This window comes from Streptomyces sp. NPDC055287 (assembly GCF_053646035.1).
The window spans coordinates 163,596-189,154 of sequence record NZ_JBSHNE010000002.1 but is presented as its reverse complement, the minus strand read 5'-3'; the positions used below and the strand labels follow the sequence as shown (position 1 = coordinate 189,154).

Below are 25,559 nucleotides of genomic sequence, written 5' to 3'. Positions count from 1 at the left end.
GAGGGGCGCATGCCGGGGCGGCCGGGGCGGTAGCTTCGGGCATATGACGTCGAATCAGCTCTCCTTCCCCCGGCAGCACGCGAGGACACAGCGCTTCACCCTGGGCGCGCCCCGCGCGTTCACGGTGTCGCCGGACGGGACGCGTGTGGTGTTCCTCCGCTCCTCCTCCGGCACCGACCGGGCCAACGGACTCTGGGTGCTCGACCTGGAGGGGGGCGCGCAGGAGCGCATCGCTGCGGACCCCGGGGAGCTGCTCGGCGGGGCGGCCGAGCAGCTGTCGGCGCAGGAGAGGGCGCGGCGCGAGCGCAGCCGGGAGGGGTCCGCCGGCATTGTGTCGTACGCCGTGGACGCGGCCGTCGAGCTGGCCGCGTTCGCGCTGTCGGGACGGCTCTTCGCGGCCGAGCTGCGGGCCGGCACGGCGCGCGAACTGCCCGCCACGGGGCCGGTTCTCGACCCCCGCCCTTCGCCGGACGGGCTGCACGTGGCGTACGTCGCCGGGGGCGCCCTGCGGGTGACCGGCGCCGAGGGCGACGGTGACCGGGTGATCGCCGGGCCGGAGGACGAGAACACGACGTACGGCCTGGCGGAGTTCGTCGCGGCCGAGGAGATGGGCCGCTCGCGCGGCTTCTGGTGGTCACCGGAGTCCGACCGGCTGCTGGTCGCCCGCGCCGACGACGCACCCGTGACGCGCTGGTGGATCTCGGACCCGGCCCGCCCGGAGCGCGAGCCCGCTCGGGTCGCGTACCCCGCGGCGGGAACGCCCAATGCCGAGGTGCGGCTCTTCCTGTACGGGCTGGACGGCGGCGAGCGTACGGAGGTGATGTGGGACCGGGCCCGCCATCCGTATCTGGCGCGGGTCCACTGGTCGGACGCCGGCGCGCCGCTGCTGCTCGTGCAGTCGCGGGACCAGCGCAGCGAGCTGCATCTGGCGGTGGACACCGGGACGGGTGCGACGCGGACCGTGCACGTGGACGAGGACGCGGTGTGGCTCGATCTTTTCGACGGGGTGCCGGCCTGGGCGCCGGACGGACGGCTCGTACGGATCGCGGACGAGGGCGGCGCGCGGGTGCTCACCGTCGGGGACCGGGCGCTGACCGGACCGCAGTTGCAGGTGCGGGCGGTGCTGGACGTGTCGGACAGTGATGTGCTGATCGCCGCTTCGGCGGGGGCGGAGGCCGCCGCTCCGGAGACCGGCGAGGTGCACGTCTACCGGGTCAACGAGCTGGGCGTCGAGCGGCTTTCGGAGGGGCCCGGGGTGCATTCCGCGGTGCGGTCGGGCGGAGTGACCGTGCTGGCTTCGGCGCGTGTGGAGAGCAGCGGCGCGGTGGTTCAGGTGTTGCGCGACGGCAAGCGCGAGGCGGTGGTGGCGTCGTACGCCGAGGAGCCGGTGCTGCGGGCGCGGGTACGGCTCGTGGAAGGGGGCGCGCGGCGGATTCCGTGCGCCGTCCTGCTCCCCGCGGGTTACGAGGAGGGGGATGGTCCGCTTCCGGTCCTGATGGACCCGTACGGAGGACCGCACGCGCGGCGCGCTGTTGCCGCCCACAACGCCCACCTCACCTCCCAGTGGTTCGCCGACCAGGGCTTCGCGGTGGTCGTCGCCGACGGGCGGGGGACGCCCGGGCACTCCCCCGGCTGGGAGAAGGCCGTCAGGGACGCGTTCACGCTGTCGCTGGACGACCAGGTCGAGGCGCTGCACGCGCTGGCCGAGGACTTTCCGCTGGACCTCGGGCGGGTCGCGATCCGCGGCTGGTCGTACGGCGGGTACCTGGCCGCGCTCGCGGTGCTGCGCCGCCCCGATGTCTTCCACGCGGGGATCGCGGGCGCGCCCGTGACCGACTGGCGGCTGTACGACACGCACTACACGGAGCGCTACCTCGGGGATCCGGGCGTACAGCCACAGGTGTACGCCGCGAACTCGCTCGTCACCGACGACGGGTTGTCGCAGCCGGCCGACGAGCACCGGCCACTGATGATCATTCACGGTCTGGCGGACGACAACGTGGTGATGGCGCACTCGCTTCGGCTGTCGTCGGCGCTGCTGGCGGCGGGGCGGCCGCATGAGGTGCTGCCGTTGTCGGGAGTGACGCACATGACGCCCCAGGAGGAGATCGCGGAGAACCTGCTGCTGCTCCAGGTGGACTTCCTGCGGCGCTCGCTGGGACAGGTGTAACCCTGCCACCGGCGCAGGCACCCGGCCGGGGACGACATGGCGCGCTCCCGGCCGGGCAACGGCACCCGCACGGCCGTACGCTGTTCAGGATGGCGCGTTCGTATATCGGAGTTGCGTCAGTCAAGTTGCTTGCGTGTTAACGAAATTGATCGGCATTTATGGTGGCATGTCGCCCACCTCCCCGCCCCGTCAAGCACGCACCCAACTCGATCTGCACAACCTTCGCTCAAGATGCGAAGGAACGTCACTTCCATCCCGGCCGGGCCCTTGACTCGCGCAGACCCGCATTGCCACAGTCCGCTCATCTTCGATGTGTTCCATCGATGGGGGCGTGACGCGATGACGAGTGCATCCCGGGCTGGTGCGAAGGAAGTTGACGCCCCGTCCCACCTCGCCGGGCGCTCTCCGGGCCGGCTCATGTGGCGGCGTTTCAAGCGCGACAGAGCGGGTGTCGTCTCCGCGTACGTCGTGATCTTCTTCTTCGCCGCGGCGCTGCTCGCGCCGGTCATTTCCCGGCTGTACGGAAAGAATCCGTACACCACCTACGGAATCGAGCGCCCCGGCCTCCTCAACGAATTCTTCTATCCGACGAAACCGAACGGCGGCATCGACGGAGAATTCTGGTTCGGCCTCGAACCCGGCCTCGGTCGCGATGTGTTCACGCAGCTTTTCTACGGGATGCGTACATCCCTGATGATCGCCACCGCCACGACGATCCTGTGCGTGGTCACCGGCATTCTGGTCGGCGTCACCGCCGGCTACCTGGGCGGCAGGACCGACTACTTCCTGGGCCGCTTCATCGACCTGCTGCTCGCCTTCCCCTCCCAGCTGTCGTTCGTCGCGTTCACGCCCGTCGTGTACGCCCTCTTCGTCAGCCCCGAGAAGGAGACGCCCACCTATCTGCGCGTCATCACGCTGATCATCGTGATGTGGACGCTCGGCTGGATGGGGCTCGCCCGCATCCTGCGCGGTCAGGTGCTCTCGCTGCGCGAGCGGGAGTTCGTGGAAGCCGCGAAGGTGACCGGTGCCTCGCCCTGGCGGATCATCCGCAAGGAGCTGCTGCCGAATCTGTGGACCCCGCTGCTCGTCCAGTCGACGCTGATGTTGCCGACGTTCGTGACGGTCGAGGCCGGACTGTCCTTCCTCGGCGTGGGAATCATCGAGCCGACGCCCGACTGGGGCCGGATGTTCGCCGCGGGCGCCCGCCACTACGAGAACGACATCACCTACATGTTCTTCCCCGGCATCGCGATGGTGATCTTCGTCGTCGCCTTCAACCTGCTCGGGGACTCCGTCCGGGACGCCTTCGACCCCAAGACGAAGCGCTGACCGCTGTACGTACGGCATCGGCACCACAGGGCAACGACGGACAGGCAGGTGCGACATTCCATGAGGACGTCCATGAGGAACAGAGGGCGGCTGGGGGCCGTGGGTCTCGCTGTGGGAGCACTCGTGCTCTCGGCGTGCAGCAGCGGTGGCGGGGGCGGAGGAGGCGGCAACGGCGACGGGCCGCCCAAGGGCCGCGACAAGAACAGGGCCGAGAACTATTCGCTCGGCACGAAGGCCGACTCCACCGGCCCCGCGCCGGAGGTGGCCGGCGCCAAGAAGGGCGGGACGGTCAACGTCCTCCAGCGTGACGCCTTCACGCACCTCGACCCGGCGCAGATCTACTACGCCGACCAGCTGACCGCGCAGATGCTCTACAACCGTTCGCTGACCTCGTACAAGGTCGACGAGAATGGCCAGGTAAAGCTGGTCGGAGACCTCGCCACCGACACCGGCAAGGTCTCCGACGGCGGCAAGACCTGGACGTACACGCTCAAGGACAACCTGAAGTTCGAGGACGGTACGCCGATCACCTCGGCCGATGTACGCCAGGCCGTCGAGCGGCTGTACGCGCCCTGGGCGACGGACGGGCCGCTCTACATCCCACAGTGGCTCTCCGGCGAGGGTCAGGAGTTCCGCAAGGCGCTCCCGGACGGCCCGTACAAGGGCAAGCACCTGCCCGCGAGCGTGCTGGACACGCCGGACGAGAAGACGATCGTCTTCCACTTCCAGCAGCCGCACGCGGACACGCCGTACGCCGTCGCCATGCCAAACGTCGGCGCCGTGCCGGCCAAGGGCGGCAAGGACACCGGGAAGAAGTACGACACGCACCCGGTGTCGTCCGGCCCGTACAAGATCGAGACGCTCAAGGCGGGCAAGCAGCTCACGCTGGTGCGCAACGAGAACTGGGACGCGAAGAGCGACCCGATCCGTCACCAGTACCCGGACAGGTTCGACATCCGCTTCGGCGTGCAGGAGCCCGACTCCGGGCGCCGGCTGCTGGCCGACCGGGGCAGCGACAAGAACGCGATGTCGTTCACCAACGCGGTCACGATCGAGGTCGGGCCGTCGGTGAAGAACAACGCGGACACCACGTCGCGGACGTTCAACGAGGTTCAGCCGTACGTCGACTACATGGCCGTCAACATGCGGCGCATCAAGGACAAGAAGGTCCGCGAGGCGCTCGCGTACGCGCTGCCCAACGGCCAGATCCTCGGCCAGTTCGGCGGCTCCAACGCCGGTCAGGTCGCGGGCAATCTGATGGCTCCCTCACTGGCGGGCTGGAAGGACAGCGACCCCTTCGGCAAGAAGGCCAAGCCGAACGGCGACCCGGTCAAGGCCAAGGCGCTGCTGAAGGAGGCGGGCAAGGAGGGGCGGGAGATCGTCTACGCCTACCCCAACACCACCGAGTACCAGAAGGTCTCGGTCGTGGTCGCCCAGGCGCTGGAGAAGGCCGGGTTCACCGTGCAGAAGAAGGAGATCGACTCCAACAACTACTCCACCGAGATCTCGAAGATCAACAAGAAGATCGACATCCACCGCGCCTCCTGGGGCGCCGACTGGCCGGTCGGCTCCACCGTCGTACCCCCGCTCTTCGACGGGCGCGGCGTGGCGGACGGCGGCCAGAACTACTGGCTGCTCGAGGACGCCGGGATCGACGCGGAGATCGACCGGATCAAGGCGATCCCGGACGTGAAGACGGCGTCCGGGGAGTGGGTCGAGCTGTCGGAGAAGATCCTCACCGAACATGTCCCGGCCGTGCCGATCTTCTACAACCGCCAGTGGTCCATCTGGGGCTCGGGCATCGGCGGCGTGAAGTACCACTCCGTGTACGGGACGGCGGACCCGACCGGCGTCTTCGTCAAGTAGCGCGACCAGCCCGTACGCATCCGCCCGCCGCACTGTCCGCCGCAGGCCGCACCCCGGGGCCTGCGGCGGGCGCCCGGCGCCCGTACCGGAAGACCTGCGACGCCATGCTTCGATTCCTCGTACGCCGCTCCCTCGGGGCACTCGTCATCATCTTTCTGATCTGCGCCGTCACCTTCTTCCTGTTCTTCGCGCTGCCGTCCGAGCCGGCCCTGCTGGCCTGCGGGAAGAACTGCAGCGACCCGGTGCTCATCGAGCAGATCAACCGGAATCTCGGGCTCGACGAGCCCGTCCCCGTGCAGTTCTGGCATTACGTCGTGGGCATCTTCGCGGGCCGCGACATGGAGGTCGGCACCTGCCCGGCGCCCTGCCTCGGCTACTCCTTCAACGACTCGCAGCCGGTCTGGGAGACGATCCTCGACCGCTACCCGACCACTCTTTCCCTGGCCTTCGGCGGCGCGGCCGTCTTCCTGGTCACCGGCGTCGCCATCGGCATGATCGCCGCCGCCCGCCGGGGCACGGCCACCGACAAGTTCTTCAGCTCGCTGTCGCTGATCGGCAACTCGCTCCAGATCTACTTCATCGGCGTCATCGCGATGTGGCTGTTCGTCGACACCTGGGGGGTCTTCGACCGGCCCGAGTACTTCCCGTTCACCGAGAACCCCGCCAAGTGGTTCGGGGGGATGCTGCTGCCGTGGCTGGTGCTGTCGATCATCTTCATCGCCAACTACAGCCGCATGACCCGCTCACAGATGATCGAGCAGCTGAACGAGGAGCATGTGCGGACCGCGAGGGCGAAGGGAATGAGCGGGCGGACCGTCTTCTTCCGGTACGCCTGGAGGGGCGCCATCGCCCCCATCATCACCATCGTCGGAATCGACCTGGGCTCTCTCTTCGGCGGCGCGATGATCACGGAGTTCACCTTCACGCTGCACGGCCTCGGGCGCCTCGCGGTCAACTCCGTCACCGAGAACGATCTGCCCATGCTGATGGGCGTGATGCTCTTCAGCTGCACCGCGATCGTCATCGCCAACATCATCGTGGACGCTCTCTACGCGTACATCGACCCGCGTGTGCGGCTGTCCTAGGAGACGGGGAACGACGACGTGACGACACTCGCCAGGACCGAGGGCACACCGGACGGCGCGGCACCGGGCCGCGCGTTTCTTTCCGTACGCGATCTGTACGTCCATTTCTCCACCGAGGACGGCGTCGTCAAGGCCGTCGACGGACTCTCCTTCGACCTGGGGCGCGGCCGCACGCTCGGTGTCGTCGGGGAGTCGGGCTCGGGAAAGTCCGTCACCAGTCTGTCCGTTCTCGGACTGCACGATCCGACGCACACCGAGACGCGCGGCGAAATCCTGCTCGACGGGCAGGAGATGACCGGCGCGGGCGAGAAGACGCTGGAGAAGCTGCGTGGCAACAAGGTCGCGATGATCTTCCAGGACTCACTGACCGCGCTGTCGCCGTACTACACGATCGGCCGCCAGATCTCCGAGCCGTACCGCAAACACACCGGAGCGTCCCGCAGGCAGGCGTGGGCGCGGGCCGTCGAGATGCTGGGGAGGGTCGGCATTCCGCAGCCGAAACTGCGGGCGCACGACTTTCCGCACCAGTTCAGCGGCGGCATGCGCCAGCGCGCGATGATCGCGATGGCGCTGGTGTGCGACCCCGAACTGCTGATCGCGGACGAGCCGACGACCGCGCTGGACGTGACCGTACAGGCGCAGATCCTCGACCTGCTGCGCGATCTCCAGCGGGAATTCGGATCGGCGATCATCCTCATCACGCACGACCTGGGCGTGGTCGCGAACACCGCCGACGAGCTGCTGGTGATGTACGCCGGGCGGGCGGTGGAGCGCGGGAGCGTGCGGGAGGTGCTGCGGGAGCCGCAGCATCCGTACACCTGGGGGCTGCTGACCTCCATGCCGCGCCTGGAGTCCGACGTCGGCGAGGCGCTGACACCGATCCCGGGCGCCCCGCCGAGCCTGCTGGCGACGCCCACGGGGTGCCCGTTCCATCCGCGCTGCGGATATCCGGCGGAGGTGGGCGGGACGCGGTGCGCGGACGAGCGGCCGCTGCTCGGAGCGGGGCGCGGCGCGGCCTGTCATCTGAGCGCCGGGCAGAAGCGGTCCGTGTACATCGACCAGATCAAGCCCCGGCTGGGTTAGGGAGAGTGACGAGACATGGCGACGCCCGAGGGCTCCGTTCCCGCTCCGCGCCACGACGCCGCTCCTGCGGCGGCCGGTGAGGCGCTGCTCTCCGCCGAGGGGCTGACCAAGCACTTCCCGATCCTGGGTGGCTTTCCCTTCCGGCGGAGGGTCGGCGCCGTACAGGCGGTCGACGGCATCGACCTGACCGTGCACGCCGGCGAGAGCTTCGGCCTGGTCGGCGAATCGGGGTGCGGGAAGTCGACGACCGGGCGGCTGCTGACGCGGCTCCTGGAGCCGACGGCGGGCCGCATCACCTACCGGGGCCGGGACATCACGCACGCCGGCCGCAAGCAGCTCGCGCCGATCCGTTCCGAGATCCAGATGATCTTCCAGGACCCGTACTCCTCGCTGAATTCGCGGCAGACGGTCGGCGCGATCATCACGGGCCCGATGGAGATCAACGGCCTCAATCCGCCGGGCGGACGGGAGCGGCGGGTGCGGGAGCTGCTGGAGACCGTCGGGCTCAACCCCGAGCACTACAACCGCTTCCCGCACGAGTTCTCCGGCGGCCAGCGCCAGCGCATCGGTGTGGCGCGGGCGCTGGCGCTCGAACCGAAGCTGATCGTGGCCGACGAACCCGTCTCGGCGCTGGACGTCTCGATCCAGGCGCAGGTCGTCAACCTGCTCCAGCAGCTCCAGCGGGAGCTGGGCATCGCGTTCCTCTTCATCGCGCACGACCTGGCGGTGGTACGGCACTTCTCGCAGCGCGTGGCGGTGATGTACCTCGGCAAGGTGGTGGAGGCCGGCGAGCGGGACGCGATCTACGACCGGCCGCGTCACCCGTACACGCACGCGCTGCTGTCCGCCGTGCCGGAGGCGGCGCTGACGGACGCGGACGAGGAGGGCGGGGGGCGCGAGCGCATCCGGCTGGCGGGGGACGTGCCGTCACCCGTCTCGCCGCCGTCGGGGTGCCGGTTCCGTACGCGGTGCTGGAAGGCGCGGGAGCGGTGCGCGCAGTCGGAGCCGCCGCTGGTGCGGATCGCGGGCAACGCGGCGGGGCACCTGACGGCGTGCCACTTCCCGGAGGAGCCGACGACGGCTGCTGACGCGCGCGAGGAGGCGGTGATCCTGGACCCGGCACTGCGGGAGCTGGAGGGGCGGTAGGGGGGCGCGGTGGGGCGCACCTGCGGAGCTACGGCCCCTCCCACCCCGCCTCCACCGGCACCACGTGCTTCTCCTCCGCGAAGTGGCACGCCGAGTCGTGCGCCGCCGGTGACGTCTCGCCCCGGAACGCCGCCGGCACCGCCAGCAGCGGCACCTCCAGCGCGCACCGGTCCTCCGCCTTCCGGCACCGCGTGCGGAACCGGCAGCCGGAGGGGACGTTCGCCGGCGACGGGACGTCACCGGTCAGCAGGATCCGCTCCCGGTGCTCGCGCGCCGTCGGGTCGGGCACGGGCACGGCGGAGAGCAGCGCCTGCGTGTAGGGGTGCGTGGGGTGGTCGTAGATCTCGGCGTTTCTGCCGATCTCGACGATCCGCCCCAGGTACATCACCCCCACCCGGTCGGAGATGTGCCGCACGATCGACAGGTCGTGCGCGATGAAGACGTAGCTCAGGCCGAACTCGTTCTGGAGCTTGCCCAGCAGGTTGATCACCTGCGCCTGGACGGACACGTCCAGCGCCGACACCGGCTCGTCGGCCACGATGATCTCCGGCTGGAGCGCCAGCCCCCGCGCGATGCCGATGCGCTGCCGCTGCCCGCCGCTGAACTGGTGGGGATAGCGGTTGATGTACTCCGGGTTGAGCCCGACCACGTCCAGCAGGTCCTGGACCCGCCGCCGCCGGTTGCCCTTCGGCGCCACCTCGGAATGGATCTCGTACGGCTCACCGATGATGTCGCCCACCGTCATACGGGGATTGAGCGAGGTGTACGGGTCCTGGAACACCATCTGGATGTTGCGCCGCACCGCCTTCAGCGCCCGCCCCGAGAGCCTGGTGATGTCCTCGCCCTTGTAAAGGATCACCCCGGCCGTCGGCTGCTCCAGATGGACGAGCAGCCTGGCGAGTGTCGACTTGCCGCAGCCCGACTCCCCCACGATGCCGAGCGTCTCCCCCGCCGCCAGGCCGAGGTCGACGCCGTCGACCGCCCTGACCGCCCCGACCTGCCTCTTGAAGACGATGCCCTGCGTGAGCGGATAGTGCTTGTGCAGCCCCCGTACTTCGAGGATCGCCTCGCCGCGCCCGCCCGGCTCAGCCATGGAGCGTCTCCTGCCAGAAGTGGCACGCGCTGCCGCGCCCGTCCGGTACGTCGTGCAGCGGCGGCACATCCGTCCGGCACACGTCACGGGCCAGCGGGCAGCGCGGGTGGAAGGCACAGCCGGGCGGGATGTGCGTGAGGTTCGGTGGCAGGCCCTTGATGGCGTACAGCTCCTGGCCCTTCTGGTCGAGGCGCGGGATCGATTCGAGCAGGCCCTTGGTGTACGGGTGGGCGGGCGCCTTGTAGAGGTCGTGCACCGGCGCGGTCTCCACGATCCGGCCCGCGTACATGACCGCGATCTTGTCGGCGACGTCCGCGACGACACCCAGGTCGTGGGTGATGAGGATCAGCCCCATGTCGAGCTCGCGCTGCAACTCCGCGAGCAGGTCCATGACCTGCGCCTGTACGGTCACGTCCAGCGCGGTCGTCGGCTCGTCCGCGATGATCAGCGAAGGTTCCAGGGCCAGCGCCATCGCGATCATGATGCGCTGGCGCATGCCGCCGGAGAACTGGTGCGGGTACTGGCCGACCCGCTCCCGGGCCGCCGGGATGCGCACCCGGTCCATCAGCTCGACGGCCTTGGTCTTCGCGTTCTTCCTGGACATGCCCCGGTGGACGACGAACATCTCGCCCAGCTGTTCGCCCACGCCGAGGACGGGGTTGAGGGAGGACAGCGCGTCCTGGAAGATCATGGCCATTTCCCGGCCCCTGACCTTCCGCCGCTCGTCCTCCTTCAGCTGCAGCAGATCGCGGCCCTGGAAAATGATTTCGCCGCCCGCGATCTTCCCCGGCGGCATGTCGAGGATGCCCATGATCGCCTGCGCGGTGACGGACTTCCCGGAACCCGACTCGCCCAGCACGGCGAGCGTCTCGCCCTCGGCGACCGAGTAGTCGACGCCGTTGACGGCCTTGGCGACCCCGTCGCGGGTACGGAATTCCACGTGCAGGTCGCGCACTTCGAGCAGCACCGGGGCCGCGGGAGACGCGGTGGGCGTGGCTGGCGTGGCGGTCATCGGCGGTGGCTCCTCAGCGCAGCTTGGGGTCCAGGGCGTCGCGCACCGCGTCGCCGAGCATGATGAAGGCGAGCACCGTGATCGCGAGCGCGCCCGCCGGCCAGAGCAGCATGTGCGGGGCGTTGCGGACGTACGGCGAGGCGGCGGAGAGGTCGATGCCCCAGGACACGGTCGGCGGCTTCAGGCCGACGCCGAGGTACGAGAGGGTCGCCTCCAGGGAGATGTACGTACCGAGGGCGATGGTCGCCACGACGATGACCGGGGCGACGGCGTTGGGCGTGACGTGCCGCAGCAGCATCCGCGCGTTGCTCGCGCCGAGCGCGCGCGCCGCCTGCACGTAGTCGTTCTGCTTGGCGGTGATGACCGAGCCGCGGGCGATGCGGGCGATCTGCGGCCACCCGAGCAGCACGATGAAGCCGATCACCGGCCAGACGGTGGTGCTCGTGATGACGGACAGGAAGACGAGGCCGCCGAGAACGACCGGGATGCCGAAGAAGACATCGGTGATCCGTGACAGGAGCGCGTCCCAGCCGCCGCCGAAGAAGCCGGCGAGGCCGCCGAGGACGCTGCCGAGCAGGGCGACCCCGAGGGTGGCGCAGACGCCGACGGTCACCGAGGTCCTGGCGCCGTAGACGGTCCGCGTGTAGACGTCGCAGCCCTGGCCGTCGAAGCCGAACGGGTGGCCGGGCTGGGAGCCCTGCTGTGCCTTGCCCAGGTCGCACTGGAGCGGGTTGCCGCTGGCGATGAGGGAGGGCCAGAGCGAGATGACGACGAGAAAGGCGATGACGAGCCCGGAGACGATGAAGACGGGGTTGCGGCGCAGATCCCGCCAGGCGTCGGACCACAGGCTGCGCGGCTTGCCGGCGGGCCCGGTGCCCAGCGGGCCGTCGCCGGGCGCCTTCTCCAGCGTCTCGCCCTCGTCCATGGCGAAGTCCGTCGCGACCCCGGCCCCGCCCGCCGAGACCGCAGCGTCGGGTTCGTAGTAGGGCTCAGGCATACCGGATCCTCGGGTCGAGTACCGCGTACAGGATGTCGACGAAGAGGTTCGCCAGCAGGAAGGCCAGGACCAGGACGGTCACGAAGCCGACGACCGTCTGGGAACTCTGGCGCAGGATGCCCTGGTAGAGCTGGTAGCCGACGCCGTGGATGTTGAAGATCCGCTCGGTGACGATCGCGCCGCCCATCAGGGCGCCCACGTCCGTACCGATGAACGTGACGACGGGGATCAGCGAGTTGCGCAGCAGGTGGCGCAGGACGACGCGGCGCCTGGGGAGTCCCTTGGCAACGGCTGTGCGGACGTAGTCGGCGCGGGAGTTCTCGGCGACGGAGGTCCTGGTGAGGCGGGTGACGTACGCCAGTGAGACGGAGGCCAGGACCAGGCCGGGGATCAGCAGTTCGTCGACCGTGGCGTCGGACGAGACGGCCGGCTTGATGATCCCCCACTGCACGCCGAGCAGCAGTTGGAGCAGCAGTCCGGTGACGAAGGTCGGGATCGAGATGACCACGAGGGTCAGGAGCAGTACGCCGGTGTCGACGGGCCGGCCGCGGCGCAGGCCGGTGAGTACGCCCAGGCTGATGCCGATGACGATCTCGAAGACGATCGCGACGATGGTCAGCCGGATGGTGACGGGGAAGGCGCTCGCCATCAGTTCGGTGACCTCTTGGCCGTTGAAGGCGGTCCCGAAGTCGCCGGTGAAGACGTTGCCCATGTACGTCAGGTATTGCTGCCACCCGGGCTTGTCGAGGCCGAACTCCGCGCGGAGCCGGGCGGCGGTGGCGGGGTCGCACTCCCGGTCGCCGCAGAGCCCCGCGACGGGGTCGCCCATGACGTTGACCATCAGGAAGATCAGCAGGGTGGCGCCGAAGAAGACCGGGATCATCTGCAGTAGACGCCGGATCACATAACGTCCCATGGAGGGCTCCTCAGAAGGGGGCGCCTACGCCTGGCCCGGTGTCAGTTGACCGTGATCTCGTTGTAGACGGGGACGCTGAAGGGGTTCAGGGCCACGTTGGAGATCCGGTCGGAGTAGCCCGCGCTGCCGTTCTGGTACCAGAGCGGGATGGCGGCCATCTCGTCGCGTACGACCCTCTCGGCGTCCTGGAACTTCTCGACCGCCTTTGCCGGATCGGACTCGGCGTTGGCCTCGTCGACGAGCTTGTCGAACTCCTCGTTGGTCCACTTGCCGTCGTTGGACGAGGCGTTCGTGTAATAGAGCGGCTGGAGGAAGTTCTGGATCAGCGGATAGTCCATCTGCCAGCCGGCCCGGAACGGGCCCGGCATCTTGCGGTCGGTGATCTGGCTGCGGAAGTCGGCGAACGTGCCTACGGGGTTGCCGGTGCAGGCCCGGTCGTTGCCCAGCGCGTTGTTGATGCTGTTGCAGACAGCGTCGACCCACTCCCTGTGGGAGCCTGTGTCCGCGTTGAACGTGATCTTCAGCGTGCCGCCCGGAATGCCGCCGCCCTCGGCGACGAGCTTCTTCGCCTCGGCCGCGTTGAATTCGCACGCCTCGCCGCACAGCGTGTCGTCGAAACCGCCCTCCTTCTTGAGGACCGGGGAGGTCGAGTCCTTGGCGGGGGTGCGGGTCTTCTGGAAGATCGTGTCGGTGATCTGCTGCCGGTTGATGGCCATCGACAGGCCCTTGCGGACCTTCTCCATGCCGTCGGCGTTCCAGCGCTCGTCGTAGAAGGGGAAGGCGAGGGTCTGGATGATGCCGGCCGGGGCGTTGATGTAGCGGTCGCCGAGGTCGGCCTGGACGTTCTTGAGCTGGGAGGCCGGTACGTCGTCGACCAGGTCGAGGTTGCCTGCAGTGAGGTCGGTGTAAGCGGTGTTGTTGTCGGTGTAGACCTTGAGGTCCACCCCGCCGTTCCGCGCCTTGTCCGGGCCGGGGTACTCCTCCCACTTGCGCATGCTCAGCTGCGAGCCCTTGGCGTACGACTCGACGGTGTACGGCCCGTTGCCGACGGGCTTGGCCACCCAGGCGTCGTGGTCGTCGAAGAAGGTTTTGGGGAGGGGGGCGAAGGCGGCGTAACCGAGGGTCTCGGGCCAGGTGGAGAACTTCTGCGTGAGCTTGACGGTGAAGGTCTTGTCGTCCTTGACCCGCAGGCCGGAGAGGGTTTCGGCGGTGGCGTCGCCCTTCTCGGGGTGGACCTTGTCGTAGCCCTCGATGTAGCCGAAGAAGTAGGCGTTGCGCTGGTTGTTCTTCAGGTGCGCGCCGTAGTTCCAGGCGTCGACGAAGGACTTGGCGGTGACCTTCTCGCCGTTGCTGAACGTCCAGCCGTCCTTGATGGTGACGGTGAAGTTCTGCGAGTCCGTGGTGTCGATCTTCTCGGCCAGCCAGTCCTTGGCCTCGCCGGTCTTCGGGTCGTACTGCTTGAGGCCGCGGAAGAGCATGGAAAGGACCTTGCCGCCCTGCACCTCGTTGGTGTTCGCGGGCTCCAGCGGGTTCTGCGGATCGCCCCAGGACGAACTGACCACCCCGTACGCGCCGCCACCGCCGTTGTCACCGCCACCGCAGGCTGTCGCCGCGAGGGCGACGGCCACGGCACATGCCGTCCACTTGGCGAACGTGGCTCCGCGCATGGAGTCCCTCCTAGGGGTCTGCAAGGTCTCAGACAGCAGTCATACCACCCAGAGAGGGACATATCGCTCTTCGACGGGCCCGTACGCACGGACGCGAAACGAAGGCGCCCCGGGCCGTAATGGCCCGGGGCGCCCCGGTGTACGTACGGGCTCAAGCAGCCCGGAAAGCTAGGACGCGTGTACGACGTCCTTCTCCTCGGCGAAGTGGCACGCCGACTCGTGCGCGGCCGGGGTGTCCGAGGACTTGAAGCGCTCGGGGACCGCCAGCAGCGGCATCTCCTCCGCGCACTTGTCCTGCGCCTTCCAGCAGCGCGTACGGAAACGGCAGCCGGACGGCGGGTTCGCCGGCGACGGGACGTCACCGGTGAGGATGATCCGCTCGCGGCCCTCGCGGGCATCCGGGTCGGGGACCGGGACCGCCGACAGCAGCGCCTGGGTGTAGGGGTGTGTCGGGTGATCGTAGATCTGCGCGTCCGTACCGATCTCGGCCATCTTGCCGAGATACATGACGCCCACGCGGTCCGAGATGTGCCGGACGATCGACAGGTCGTGCGCGATGAAGAGGTAGGACAGGTTGAACTCGTCCTGGAGCTTCTCCATCAGGTTGATGACCTGCGCCTGGACGGACACGTCCAGCGCCGACACCGGCTCGTCGCAGATGATGATCTCCGGCTGGAGAGCCAGACCGCGGGCGATGCCGATGCGCTGGCGCTGACCGCCGGAGAACTGGTGCGGGTACCGGTTGATGTACTCCGGGTTCAGGCCCACGACGTCCAGGAGCTCCTGGACCTTGCGGCGCCGGTCGCCCTTGGGCGCGACCTCCGGGTGGATGTCGTACGGCTCACCGATGATGTCGCCCACCGTCATACGGGGGTTGAGCGACGTGTACGGGTCCTGGAACACCATCTGGATGTTGCGGCGGACCGCCTTCAGCGCGCGCCCGGACAGCTTGGTGATGTCCTGGCCCTTGTAGAAGACCTCGCCGGCCGTCGCCGTCTCCAGCGTCATCAGCAGCTTCGCGACCGTGGACTTGCCACAGCCGGACTCGCCCACGATGCCGAGCGTCTCGCCCTGGTACAGGTCGAAGGAGATTCCGTCGACGGCCTTGACCGCGCCGATCTGCTTCTTGAACAGGATGCCCTGGGTCAGCGGGAAGTGCTTGACCAGGTTGCGCACCTGGAGGATCGGCTCCCCCCGCTCGACCGGGGCCTCGATCGCGGCGACCGCCTCCTGGGTGGTGGAGGCGTCGACGGTCTCGACCGCGGTGACGTTGGGGGTCGCGTCCACGGCAGCCTCGTCGTTCTTCTTCAGCTCAGCCATGGATCTGCTCCTTCCAGAAGTGGCACGCGCTGCCGCGGCCGGGCAACGCGCTGCCGTCCTGCTCGCTGACGTCCGCCAGCAGGGGGACGTCAGTACGGCAGATGTCCTGCGCCTTCGGGCAGCGCGGGTTGAATGCGCAACCGGCGGGAACCTTCAGCAGGTTGGGCGGCAGGCCCTTGATCGCGTAGAGCTCCTGGCCCTTCTGGTCCAGGCGCGGGATCGAGTCCAGCAGACCACGGGTGTACGGGTGCGCGGGGCGCTTGTACAGCTCGTGGACCGGGGCGGTCTCGACGATCCGGCCCGCGTACATCACGGCGATCTTGTCGGCGACGTCGGCCACCACACCCAGGTCGTGGGTGATGAGGATCAGGCCCATGTTGTACTCGCGCTGTAGCTCCGCGAGCAGGTCCATGACCTGGGCCTGGACAGTCACGTCCAGAGCCGTCGTGGGCTCGTCCGCGATGATCAGGTCCGGCTCGAGAGCCAGTGCCATCGCGATCATGATGCGCTGGCGCATGCCGCCGGAGAACTGGTGCGGGTAGTCGTTGACCCGCTCCTTCGCCGCCGGGATGCGCACCCGGTCCATCAGCGCGATGGCCTTGGCCTTCGCGTCCTTCTTGGACAGGCCCTGGTGCACCCGGAACATCTCCGCGAGCTGGTAGCCCACGGTGAGCACCGGGTTGAGGGACGACAGCGCGTCCTGGAAGATCATCGCGATCTTCTGGCCGCGGATCTTGCGCCGCTCCTCGTACCCCATGGTCAGCATGTCCTGGCCGCGGAAGAGGATCTCTCCCTGCGGGATGCGGCCGGGCGGCATGTCGAGGATGCCCATGATGGCCTGCGCCGTCACGGACTTGCCGGAGCCGGACTCGCCGAGGACGGCGAGGGTCTCGCCGGCGGCGACGCTGTAGCTGACACCGTTGACGGCCTTGACGATGCCGTCGCGGGTCTTGAACTCCACGTGCAGGTCGCGGACGTCGAGCAGCGGTGCGCTGTTGTCCGTCGTGCCGCGGGGGGCGGGAACATCCGCCGTCTTGTCGATGATGGTCATGTACGTACGCCTCCCTCAGCGCAGCTTGGGGTCGAGGGCGTTGCGTACCGCATCGCCGAGCATGATGAAGGCCAGGACAGTGATCGACACCATGATCGACGGCAGGACCAGAACATACGGCGCGTTGCGCAGCTGCTCGGCGCCCGACGAGATGTCGACACCCCACGAGACGGTCGGCTCGGCGAGACCGATGCCCAGGAAGGACAGCGTGGCCTCGGCCGAGATGTAACCGCCGAGCGCGATGGTGGCGACCACGATCACCGGGGCCACCGCGTTGGGGAGGATGTGGCGGAGCAGGATGCGGGAGGTGGAGGCGCCGAGCGCCTTCGCCGCCATCACGTAGTCGGCCTGCTTGATGGTGATGACCGAGCCGCGGGCGACCCGGGCGATCTGGGTCCAGCCGAGGAAGGCGAGGGCCAGGATCACGACGTACAGGGCGCGGTCCTCGAACGAGGTCAGCACCACCATCGCGCCGAGGATGAACGGCACACCGAAGAAGATGTCGGTGACGCGCGACAGGAGCGTGTCGATCCAGCCGCCGAAGTAGCCGGCGAGCATGCCGACGACGCCGCCCAGGAGGGTCACGAGGACCGTCACGACGACGCCGACCGAGATCGAGGCGCGGGCGCCGTAGATCACGCGGGCGTAGATGGAGCGGCCCTGGCCGTCGTAACCGAGCCAGTCCTCGGCGAAGACGTTGCCCCAGTTGGGTTTCTGGAGGTAGTGCTTGGCGAGGTCCGCGTAGCGCGGGTCCGCGCTGGTGAACATGCCCGGCGCGACGGCCATGGCGAGCAGCAGCACGATGAGGACCGCGGAGATCACGAACAGCGGGTTGCGCCGCAGGTCGTGCCAGGCGTCGGACCACAGGCTGCGCGGCTTCTCGGCCTTGGAGACGTTCGCGGCCTTGGCCTGGGCGTCGACGGCGTCCAGTGCCTCGTCCTTGACGGTGGCTTCGAGTGCGTCAGGCATAACGGATCCTCGGGTCCAGGACCGCGTAGAGCAGGTCGACGATCAGGCTGGCGACGAGATACACGACGACGATCAGCGTGACGATGCCCACGACCGTCGAGCCCTCGCGGTGCCTCAGTGCGTCGAAGACGGCGTTGCCGACGCCCTTGACGTTGAAGATGCCCTCGGTGACGACGGCGCCGCCGAGCAGGGCGCCGAGGTCGGTACCGAGGAAAGTGACCACGGGGATCAGGGAGTTGCGCATCAGGTGCACACCGATGATGCGGCGCTTCGGCAGGCCCTTGGCCACCGCCGTGCGCATGTAGTCGGAGCGGAGGTTCTCCGCGACCGACGTACGGGTGAGACGTGCGACGTAGGCGAGGGACAGTGAGCCCAGTACCACCGCGGGAAGCAGCAGTTCGTCGGCAGGAGCCGCTTCGCTGACGTTCGGCTCGACCCAGCCCAGTTGGAACGCGAAGAAGTACTGGAGCAGGTAGCCCAGTACGAAGGAGGGGATCGAGATCAGGAGCAGCGTCAGCACGAGCAGCCCGCGGTCCCGGAACGTGTCGGCCTTCAGACCGGCGAAGATGCCGATGGAGATGCCGACGAGCACGGTGAACGTGAAGGCGAACAGGGCCAGTCGGATCGTGATCGGGAATGCGTCCGAGATGATGTCGGCGACAGGCCGGCCGCTGGCGATCTGAGTACCGAAGTCGCCCTGGAACAGATTGCCCAGGTAGTTCACGTACTGGTGCCAGAGGGGAAGGTCGAGCCCGAGGTCCTTCTTCATCTGTGCGATCTGTGACGGGTCAACGGTCTGCTCGCCGGCGAGCGCGCGCACGGGATCGCCGGGCAGCGCGTACATCATGGCGAAGACCAGCAAGGTTGACCCGATGAAGACCGGGATCATCTGGAGCAGTCGCCGCGCGACATAACGCCCCATGTTTGCCTCCGTGTGGATAACTGCGGCACGGGGGCCGCTCCCTTTTGGTCAGGGAGCGGCCCCCGGGCCTACCGCCAATGCGGTGGCGGGTAATGGCCGAGTGGGGTTGGCCCGCAGGCTGGTTACTTGTTGACGGTCACGCCGGTGATCTCGAAGTCACCGTGGAAGTCGACCTTGACGTTGTCGACTGCCTTGGAGTGGCCACCGTTGATGCGGTACTGCCACAGCGGGATGGCAGGCATCTTCTCCAGCAGGAGCTTCTCGGCGTCCTGGTAGAGCTTGACCGACTCTTCCAGGGACTTGGCGTTGTCGCCCTTCTTGAACGCGGCGTCGATCTCCTTGTCGGAGAAGCGGCCGTTGTTCGCCTCGGCGGTGCTGCCGTACAGCTCGCGCATGAAGTTGACGTTCACCGGGTAGTCCGCCACCCAGCCACCGCGGTAGAAGCCCTTGACCTGGTCGTTGTCACGGGCTTCCAGGTCGGTCTGGAAGTCGGGCTTGGCGTCCGGCACGCAGTCGACACCCGTGGAGTTACGGATGGACTCGCAGACGGCCGTGATCCACTCCTTGTGGCCACCGTCGGCGTTGTACTGGATCGTCACCTTGTTGCCGGGAACGCCGCCACCCTCGGTGACGAGCTTCTTCGCCTGCTTCGGGTCGAACTTGAACACGTCCGTGTCGAGCTGCTGGTTGCCCTGGACACCGATGGGCGTGAAGCTCGTGGCAGGCGTACGCGTTTTGTTGAGCACCGTGTCGGTGATCGTCTTGCGGTCGATCGCCATCGACAGACCCTGCAGGACCTTCGGGTTGATGTCCTTGAAGGTCTTGCTGTAGAAGGTCGGGACGAGCGACTGGATCGCCGCGTACTCCTGGTCGATCGCGCGGTCGCCGAGGTCCTGCTTGTACTTCGGCAGGTCCTTCGGGCCGACCTGGCGGATCATGTCCAGGTTGCCGGAGATCAGGTCCTGGTACGCGGCCTCGACGGTCGCGTAGTTCTTGAACAGGACACCCTTGTTCTGGGCCTTGTTCGGGCCCTGGTAGTCAGGGTTGGCCTTGACCTGGATGAGCTTCTTGTGGTCCCACTTCTCGAAGACGTAGGGGCCGTTGCCGACGGGCTTCTGGCCGAACGCCTTCGGGTCGGCGTAGAACGACTTGGGCAGCGGGGCCCAGGTCGTGTAGCCGAGCTTGTACTCGAAGTACGGGACCGGCTTCGACAGCTCGATCGTGAACGTGGTGTCGTCCACGGCCTTCAGGCCGGACATCTTGTCGCCCTTGGGCTCACCCTTGGCCGGGTGAACGTCCTCGTAGCCCTTGATGTCCTCGAACCAGAACGCGTTCTGCTGCTTGTTCTTGGTGTTGGCGTACCAGTTCCAGGCGTTGATGTACGACTCGGAAGTGACAGCCTCGCCGTTGTGGAACTTCCAGCCCTTCTTGAGCTTGACCGTCCACGTCTTCGAGTCCTTCGTCTCGATCGACTCGGCGTTCGTGTAAACGATGCCGCCCTTGGAGTCGAAGTCGAGCAGCTGCGTGAACAGCGACTGGATGACGTAGCTGCCGAGCGACTCGTTCGTGTCGGCCGGAATCAGCGGCTTCTGCGGCTCGCCGATGTCGATCGACACGTAACCGGCGGGCTTGCCCTTTTCCTTGGCATCCGTGTCGCCGCTGTCCGAGCCACCGCACGCCGTTGCCGACAGAGCCACGACTATCGCACCTGCGACCCACTTGGCGCTCTTGGCACCGCGCATGGGTTCCTCCTCATGAGTCCACTGATCACTACAAGAGGGGTACGCAGACGTCGCCGACACCCCTGACGGCGATGAGTCGCATGTACCCCGAGTGTGCTCGTGAGTCGGCACTCCCCACAGTGCGTGACCCATTGACCCGAGCTCAATGGAGCCAACTATTAAGTAACCCCGACCCGTAAACCACACTTAAAGGGTCTCGTTTTGACAACATCGACCGGGCGCACCTGCCCGAAATCCGGACAAAGCGATCACAGACAGACACGTGCGAAACGGACTGTTAACGCAGCTTCCGGAGAGCGACGCCCGATATCCGGACGCACCCCTCCGTAAATGCGCTTGACGGGGAAGATCCCAAGTGTCACCCACGCCAGCGGCCCTGACACACCGAAGGCCGGTTTCCGACGCCCTGAGGGCGTCGGAAACCGGCCTTCGGGCCGGACTGGGTCAGCGCTTGGCGCGCGAAGCCGTACGGCCGCGCTCCTTCTGGTCCAGGACGACCTTGCGGATACGCACGGTCTCCGGGGTCACCTCGATGCACTCGTCGTCGCGGCAGAACTCCAGCGACTGCTCCAGCGACAGCTTGCGCGGCGGCACCACGTTCTCCGTGTTGTCCGCGGAAGCCGCACGCATGTTGGTGAGCTTCTTCTCCTTGGTGATGTTCACGTCCATGTCGTCGGAACGCGAGTTCTCACCAATGATCATGCCCTCGTAGACCTCGGTGCCGGCGTCGAGGAAGATGACACCGCGCTCCTGGAGGTTGATCATCGCGAAGGGGGTCACCGTGCCCGAACGGTCCGCCACCAGCGAGCCGTTGTTACGGGTGCGCAGCTCGCCGAACCACGGCTCGTGGCCCTCGAAGATGGAGTGCGCGATGCCCGTACCGCGGGTCTGCGTCAGGAACTCCGTACGGAAGCCGATGAGACCGCGCGACGGGACGATCCACTCCATGCGGATCCAGCCCGAACCGTGGTTCGTCATCGTCTCCATGCGGCCCTTGCGGGTCGCCATCAGCTGCGTGATGGCGCCGAGGTGCTCCTCGGGGGAGTCGATCGTCATGCGCTCGATCGGCTCGAACTTCTTGCCGTCGACCATCTTCACGACGACCTCGGGCTTGCCGACGGTCAGCTCGAAGCCCTCGCGGCGCATCTGCTCGACCAGGATCGCCAGCGCGAGCTCACCTCGGCCCTGGACCTCCCAGGCGTCGGGACGCTCGGTGTCGAGGACGCGGAGCGAGACGTTACCGATGAGCTCCTTGTCCAGGCGGTCCTTCACCTGGCGGGCGGTGACCTTGTGGCCCTTGCCGCCCTTGCCGACCAGCGGCGAGGTGTTCGTACCGATGGTCATGGAGATCGCCGGCTCGTCGACCGTGATGAGCGGCAGCGCGATCGGGTTCTCGGGGTCGGCGAGGGTCTCACCGATCATGATGTCCGGAATACCGGCGATCGCGCAGATGTCGCCCGGGCCCGCCTTCTCGGCCGGCTTGCGGGTGAGCGCCTCGGTCATCAGCAGCTCGGTGATGCGGACATTGGACATCGAGCCGTCACGCTTGATCCACGTGACGGTCTGGCCCTTGCGCAGCTCGCCCTGCTCGACGCGGCACAGCGCGATACGGCCGAGGAAGTTGTCGGCGTCGAGGTTGGTGACGTGGGCCTGCAGCGGGGCGGCGTCGTCGTACTCGGGGGCCGGAACGTGCGACAGGATCGTGTCGAAGAACGGCTGGAGGTTCTCGCTGTCGGCCGGGACGGTGCCGTCCTCCGGCTTGGTCAGCGAGGCGACGCCGTCACGGGCGCAGGCGTAGACGATCGGGAACTCGATCTGGTCCTCGTCCGCGTCCAGGTCCAGGAACAGGTCGTAGGTCTCGTTGACGACCTCGTCGATCCGGGAGTCGGGACGGTCCGTCTTGTTGATGCAGAGGATGACGGGCATCCGGGCCTGGAGAGCCTTGCGGAGCACGAAGCGCGTCTGCGGCAGCGGGCCCTCGGAGGCGTCGACCAGCAGGACGACCGCGTCGACCATCGACAGGCCGCGCTCGACCTCACCACCGAAGTCGGCGTGGCCGGGGGTGTCGATGATGTTGATGGTGATGACGTCGCCGCCATCCTTGGGGTGGTACTTGACGGCCGTGTTCTTGGCCAGGATCGTGATGCCCTTCTCACGCTCCAGGTCGTTCGAGTCCATCATGCGGTCGTCGAGGCTCTCAGCGGCGTGCGCGGCGAAGGCGCCGGCCTGCTTGAGCATGGCGTCGACCAGCGTGGTCTTGCCGTGGTCGACGTGGGCGACGATGGCTACGTTACGGATGTCGTGGCGCGTGGGCATGGGTGAGTTGCGCTTCTCTCGATCGTGGGATCGGGCGTCGTATTCGGTTCGTTTCCTCATACGCCCGCCGGGCGGTCGCGCCACGGCTACCCCCCATGGTACGGGGAGTGAGCCGCGCGGGCTTCCCGGGCGATCGTTACCGGCCCCGCACAAGGGCTCCGGGGGTCCGGCGGAGCTGTGGCGGGGGCGAAATTCGGGCCGTGTTCTGGGGGTGGGGGTGCGGAGCTGTGCCGGGTCAAGGGGCACACAGCACCTTGCCCGCCGAGGCACCGGCGGGCAAGGGACTTGAGCCAATCCTGAGGGTTCCGACCTGCTAGTTCTTTGCTCGCTCGGCGTTTTCGGCCCTCTTGAAGCCGATGTCCTGATAGCGGGGGGCGGCGAAGCTGAAGGCGCCGGCGTTGGCGAGGCCCGGTTTGACCGCCACCAGCTCGGGGCGCTGGAAGAGCGGGATGGACCCGGCCGCGGCCCAGATCCGGGCGTCGGCCCGTCTCACCAGGTCGCGGGCCGCTCCCTCGTCCAGCTCCGTCATGGCCTGGTCGAAGAGCTGGTCGATGTGGTCCGTGCCGACCCGCGTGTAGTTCTGCTCGACCACAAGCGACCCGTCGGCGGCCGGCTCCGGCTTGGCGAAGATCGGACGGGCGTCGGTGGCCGGGTAGGCGGTGGCCGGCCAGGAGTAGAGGGCGAGGTCGTAGTCGCCGGAGGCGATGTGGTCCTTGAAGTAGCTGTCGTCGGAGACCTTGACCATCTCGGCCCGTACGCCGACGCGCTCCAGCATCCTCGAGATCTTCTCCCCGACGGTACGCAGCGACTCGGAGCCGGGGCCCGACGGGAGCACGAACCGCAAGGTCAGCGCCTTGCCGTCCTTGGCGAGCGGCCCTCGGGCGGCGCCGGGAGCGGCGGGGGCGGCCGTTCCGAGTGGGGCGTAGGCGCCGGCGGCGCCGCCCTTCTTCTTGCCGTCCGCGCTGCCCTTGGCGCGGGCGTCACCGGCGGTGTCCTTCGCCTTGATGAAACGTGCCTGCATGCGCAGCGCCCGGCCCTGGAGCGCCGCGGCGGGCGCCGGGGCCAGGACGTACGTACCGGATTCGGAGCCGTAGGAGCCGCCGGGCTTGCTGTCGCTCTCGTCACCGACGATGTACATGCCCTCGTCGGCTTCCCTTTCCGTACTCTTCTCCTTCTTTTCCGCCGCGCTGCCCGCCTTCGCGCCGGCCGGCTTCTGGCCCTTCACCGCGCCGCCCGGCGTCCAGCCCGCGTCCGCGAGCAGCGCCTGCGCGGCCTGGGTGTCCTGGTTGCCGAGGGCGCCGCTGCTGTCGGCGTACGCCTCCTGGCCGGCCAGCGCGAGGTGGCTGCCGAGGGGGTGGGCGGGCAGACCGAGCGGCTTCAGTACGGCCTCGGCGAGCTCGCGGCGGTCGATGGCGCGGGCCACCGCCCGGCGTACACGGTCGTCGGTGAGCGGCCCGGAGGTGCCGTTCAGCGCGAGCTGCGTGTAGGCGGGCTCGAGCGACTTGCGGATGACGAAGCCGCGCAGTGCGGTCTGCTCGTCGGCGTACTTCTCGATCGCCTCGCGCGACTTCTTGCGGGCCTCCAGCTCGGCGGCGGCCGGCTCCTCGGCCGAGCCGTGGGCGACGGCCCAGGATCTGAGCGCGGAGGCGGGTGTGACAGCGGCGCCGGGACCGTGGTTCAGCTGCTGCCCCTTGGCCCCCGCGTCCCTGTCGGCGAGGGCGACGCGGTCGGCCGTGCTGCGGCCGATGTCGGCGATGTCGAGCTCACCGGCGGCGAGCGCGGCGGTCCGCTTGTCGCGCGCCACCGTGCGGAAGACGAGCGTGTCGAGCTTCGAGGGCTGCCCCCACCAGCGGGGGTTCCGTTCGAGCGTGGCCCTGCCGCCCGCGCGGTCCAGCTCCTTGAGCGTGAACGGTCCCGCGGTCGCCTTGAGCTTGGCGCGGGCCCCGTCGTTGAAGGAGTTCGCGGTGCCCATCACGTCCTTGGGGTAGAGCGGCGTGAAGAGCGAGCGCCAGTCCGCGTAGGGCTTGGCGAAGGTGACCCGGACCTCCAGGTCGTTGGCGCCGCGCTCGATCTTCTCGATGCGCTCGTAGCCGGCGTTGCGCGCGGTCCAGAACGCCGTGTCCCTGCCGTTGAGGGCGCGCCACTGCGCCAGGAAGTCCGGCGCCCCGATCTCCCTGCCGTCGCTCCACACCGCCTGCTGGTTCAGCTTGTAGAGCACGACCTGCTTGGGCTCGCGCTCGACGATCTCGGCCGACTCGAGGTAGTCGGCGTTGCGCTGCGGGCGACCGCGCTGGTCGAGCGTGAAGAGGGAGGGGAGCACGGCGCTCGCGATGCGCGTGGTGGAGGCGTCGGCGTCGGCCTGGAAGGCGTTCAGGGTGGCGGGCGTCGTGTCGACGGCCCAGCGGACCGTCCCGCCGTCGGCGACCTGCTCGCGCCCGGCCGGGGCGATGTCCTGGGGGACCGTCACCCCCTGCGCCTCGCCGTCGCCCGACGTGCAGCCCGCCAGGGCGGGCAGCCCCAGCACACCGGCGGTGACGAGTGCGAGACAGCGGGCCGCCCGCGCTCGCTGGTGCCTGCGGTGGCTTGCCGGGGCTGCCTCCCCGCGTGGGACGCCGACGTGGGACATGGCTGGTACCTCCAGGGCCGGCCCGGCTCATCCCCCGTCGGAATGAGCCCGGTTTTTCACATTTGGCGGCATATGATGGTGATCACATCTATTACCCCCCAACTGAAAAGGACCCCGCGCGTGAGCCGTCGGCGACACGGCGGCGAACGCTCCGAACCCCACCCGTGCGGCCCAACAGAGGGGGCGCACGGAGGGTCGCGCGCCGAGAATCGCTGCACATCCCTTCACAAGTGGGGACGTGACGCGCGA

18 protein-coding genes are annotated in these 25,559 nt (G+C 68.3%); 6 read left to right on the top strand and 12 right to left on the bottom strand.

What is annotated here, in order from left to right; translation table 11 throughout:
- Window positions 1-43 precede the first annotated feature (43 nt).
- From ACWIHY_RS04140 to ACWIHY_RS04115, 6 genes are all read left to right on the top strand, one after another.
- Entirely contained in the window at window positions 44-2,170 is a 2,127-nt protein-coding gene (locus tag ACWIHY_RS04140) for a prolyl oligopeptidase family serine peptidase (RefSeq protein ID WP_454374047.1), read from the top strand.
- 339 nt (window positions 2,171-2,509) lie between these two features.
- A complete protein-coding gene (locus ACWIHY_RS04135) occupies window positions 2,510-3,499 on the top strand; it encodes an ABC transporter permease (protein WP_454374045.1) in 990 nt (329 codons plus the stop codon).
- Between the two features lie 72 nt (window positions 3,500-3,571).
- Window positions 3,572-5,365 carry an ABC transporter substrate-binding protein gene (locus tag ACWIHY_RS04130; RefSeq protein ID WP_454374044.1) on the top strand — a complete coding sequence of 598 codons (1,794 nt, stop codon included), beginning with the start codon at window positions 3,572-3,574 and terminating at the stop codon, window positions 5,363-5,365.
- Window positions 5,366-5,469: 104 nt separating this feature from the next.
- Window positions 5,470-6,450 (top strand): ABC transporter permease, encoded by a 981-nt coding sequence (locus tag ACWIHY_RS04125; protein WP_454374043.1) that lies wholly within the window; start codon window positions 5,470-5,472, stop codon window positions 6,448-6,450.
- Between the two features lie 18 nt (window positions 6,451-6,468).
- The gene (locus ACWIHY_RS04120) at window positions 6,469-7,533 is read left to right on the top strand and encodes an ABC transporter ATP-binding protein (RefSeq protein WP_454374042.1); all 1,065 of its coding nucleotides are present in this window, start codon (window positions 6,469-6,471) and stop codon (window positions 7,531-7,533) included.
- 15 nt (window positions 7,534-7,548) lie between these two features.
- The gene (locus tag ACWIHY_RS04115; protein ID WP_454374041.1) at window positions 7,549-8,679 is read left to right on the top strand and encodes an ABC transporter ATP-binding protein; all 1,131 of its coding nucleotides are present in this window, start codon (window positions 7,549-7,551) and stop codon (window positions 8,677-8,679) included.
- Between the two features lie 28 nt (window positions 8,680-8,707).
- Here the strand turns inward: ACWIHY_RS04115 and ACWIHY_RS04110 are convergent, their stop codons facing one another.
- The 12 genes from ACWIHY_RS04110 to ACWIHY_RS04055 form a co-directional block, all read right to left on the bottom strand.
- Window positions 8,708-9,772 (bottom strand): ABC transporter ATP-binding protein, encoded by a 1,065-nt coding sequence (locus ACWIHY_RS04110; protein ID WP_454374039.1) that lies wholly within the window; start codon window positions 9,770-9,772, stop codon window positions 8,708-8,710.
- Complete coding sequence (locus tag ACWIHY_RS04105; RefSeq protein WP_454374407.1) at window positions 9,765-10,739, bottom strand: ABC transporter ATP-binding protein; 975 nt, start codon at window positions 10,737-10,739, stop codon at window positions 9,765-9,767. Before ACWIHY_RS04105 ends, ACWIHY_RS04110 begins: the two co-directional genes overlap by 8 nt.
- 58 nt (window positions 10,740-10,797) lie before the next feature.
- The gene (locus ACWIHY_RS04100; RefSeq protein WP_454374038.1) at window positions 10,798-11,781 is read right to left on the bottom strand and encodes an ABC transporter permease; all 984 of its coding nucleotides are present in this window, start codon (window positions 11,779-11,781) and stop codon (window positions 10,798-10,800) included.
- The gene (locus tag ACWIHY_RS04095) at window positions 11,774-12,697 is read right to left on the bottom strand and encodes an ABC transporter permease (RefSeq protein WP_454374037.1); all 924 of its coding nucleotides are present in this window, start codon (window positions 12,695-12,697) and stop codon (window positions 11,774-11,776) included. Before ACWIHY_RS04095 ends, ACWIHY_RS04100 begins: the two co-directional genes overlap by 8 nt.
- A gap of 41 nt (window positions 12,698-12,738) precedes the next feature.
- Complete coding sequence (locus ACWIHY_RS04090; protein WP_454374036.1) at window positions 12,739-14,364, bottom strand: peptide ABC transporter substrate-binding protein; 1,626 nt, start codon at window positions 14,362-14,364, stop codon at window positions 12,739-12,741.
- Window positions 14,365-14,532: 168 nt separating this feature from the next.
- Entirely contained in the window at window positions 14,533-15,684 is a 1,152-nt protein-coding gene (locus ACWIHY_RS04085) for an ABC transporter ATP-binding protein (RefSeq protein WP_454374035.1), read from the bottom strand.
- Window positions 15,677-16,735: an ABC transporter ATP-binding protein gene (locus tag ACWIHY_RS04080; protein ID WP_454374034.1), complete on the bottom strand. Its 1,059-nt coding sequence runs from the start codon at window positions 16,733-16,735 to the stop codon at window positions 15,677-15,679. The genes ACWIHY_RS04085 and ACWIHY_RS04080 overlap by 8 nt, the downstream gene beginning before the upstream one ends.
- A 15-nt stretch (window positions 16,736-16,750) precedes the next feature.
- Complete coding sequence (locus ACWIHY_RS04075; protein ID WP_454374033.1) at window positions 16,751-17,704, bottom strand: ABC transporter permease; 954 nt, start codon at window positions 17,702-17,704, stop codon at window positions 16,751-16,753.
- The gene (locus tag ACWIHY_RS04070; RefSeq protein WP_454374032.1) at window positions 17,697-18,626 is read right to left on the bottom strand and encodes an ABC transporter permease; all 930 of its coding nucleotides are present in this window, start codon (window positions 18,624-18,626) and stop codon (window positions 17,697-17,699) included. The genes ACWIHY_RS04075 and ACWIHY_RS04070 overlap by 8 nt, the downstream gene beginning before the upstream one ends.
- A 122-nt stretch (window positions 18,627-18,748) precedes the next feature.
- A complete protein-coding gene (locus tag ACWIHY_RS04065; RefSeq protein WP_454374031.1) occupies window positions 18,749-20,368 on the bottom strand; it encodes a peptide ABC transporter substrate-binding protein in 1,620 nt (539 codons plus the stop codon).
- A 444-nt stretch (window positions 20,369-20,812) separates the two neighbouring features.
- Window positions 20,813-22,684 carry a translational GTPase TypA gene (gene typA, locus ACWIHY_RS04060; protein WP_454374030.1) on the bottom strand — a complete coding sequence of 624 codons (1,872 nt, stop codon included), beginning with the start codon at window positions 22,682-22,684 and terminating at the stop codon, window positions 20,813-20,815.
- 313 nt (window positions 22,685-22,997) lie between these two features.
- Window positions 22,998-25,310, bottom strand: coding sequence for an ABC transporter family substrate-binding protein (locus tag ACWIHY_RS04055; RefSeq protein WP_454374029.1), 2,313 nt, complete (start codon window positions 25,308-25,310; stop codon window positions 22,998-23,000).
- Window positions 25,311-25,559: the final 249 nt, after the last annotated feature.